The sequence below is a fragment of the Helicobacter sp. 13S00477-4 genome, from assembly GCF_002272785.1.
Lineage (GTDB): Bacteria > Campylobacterota > Campylobacteria > Campylobacterales > Helicobacteraceae > Helicobacter_J.
The window spans coordinates 1-511 of record NZ_MLAS01000038.1 but is presented as its reverse complement, the minus strand read 5'-3'; the positions used below and the strand labels follow the sequence as shown (position 1 = coordinate 511).

General features: G+C 38.7%; 1 protein-coding gene. It reads left to right on the top strand.

The features are described from left to right. On the top strand, positions 1–511 hold a 511-nt coding region (locus tag BKH44_RS08905; RefSeq protein WP_180674165.1), incomplete at both ends, for a hypothetical protein.

Sequence of the window (511 nt, the reverse complement as noted above, 5' to 3'; positions counted from 1 at the left end):
ACTACTAATTTGATTGCCAATAACAACTCTAAATTAGACACTATCAAGATCAATTACGGTTCTGGAGGTACTACCAAATTAACCTTAGACAATTCTACTCTAGGCACTGCCAGTACAGACGATGGAGATACCACCATTACTGCTTCCAATAACTCGAAGATAGATAACCTCATTGGCTCTTATGGCACTACCAAATTAACCTTAGACAATTCTACTCTAGACATTAGTAATTCAAGCGGTGGCACTACTAATATCATCGCCAATAATAACTCAAAGTTAGGTACCATCAACACCATTTTTAGTAGTACAGGTGATGGCAATACCACCCTCACTGCTTCGAACAATTCTAAAATAGATACCATCAACACCTCCTCTGGCATTGCTAACCTCACCCTAAACAATTCTACCCTAAGTGCTGGTAATGCAACGGGTGGTGTTACTAATATCACTGCCAATGATGGTTCAACTATCTCTAATTACACTACAAACAAATCAGGTTCAGCTTCAAACA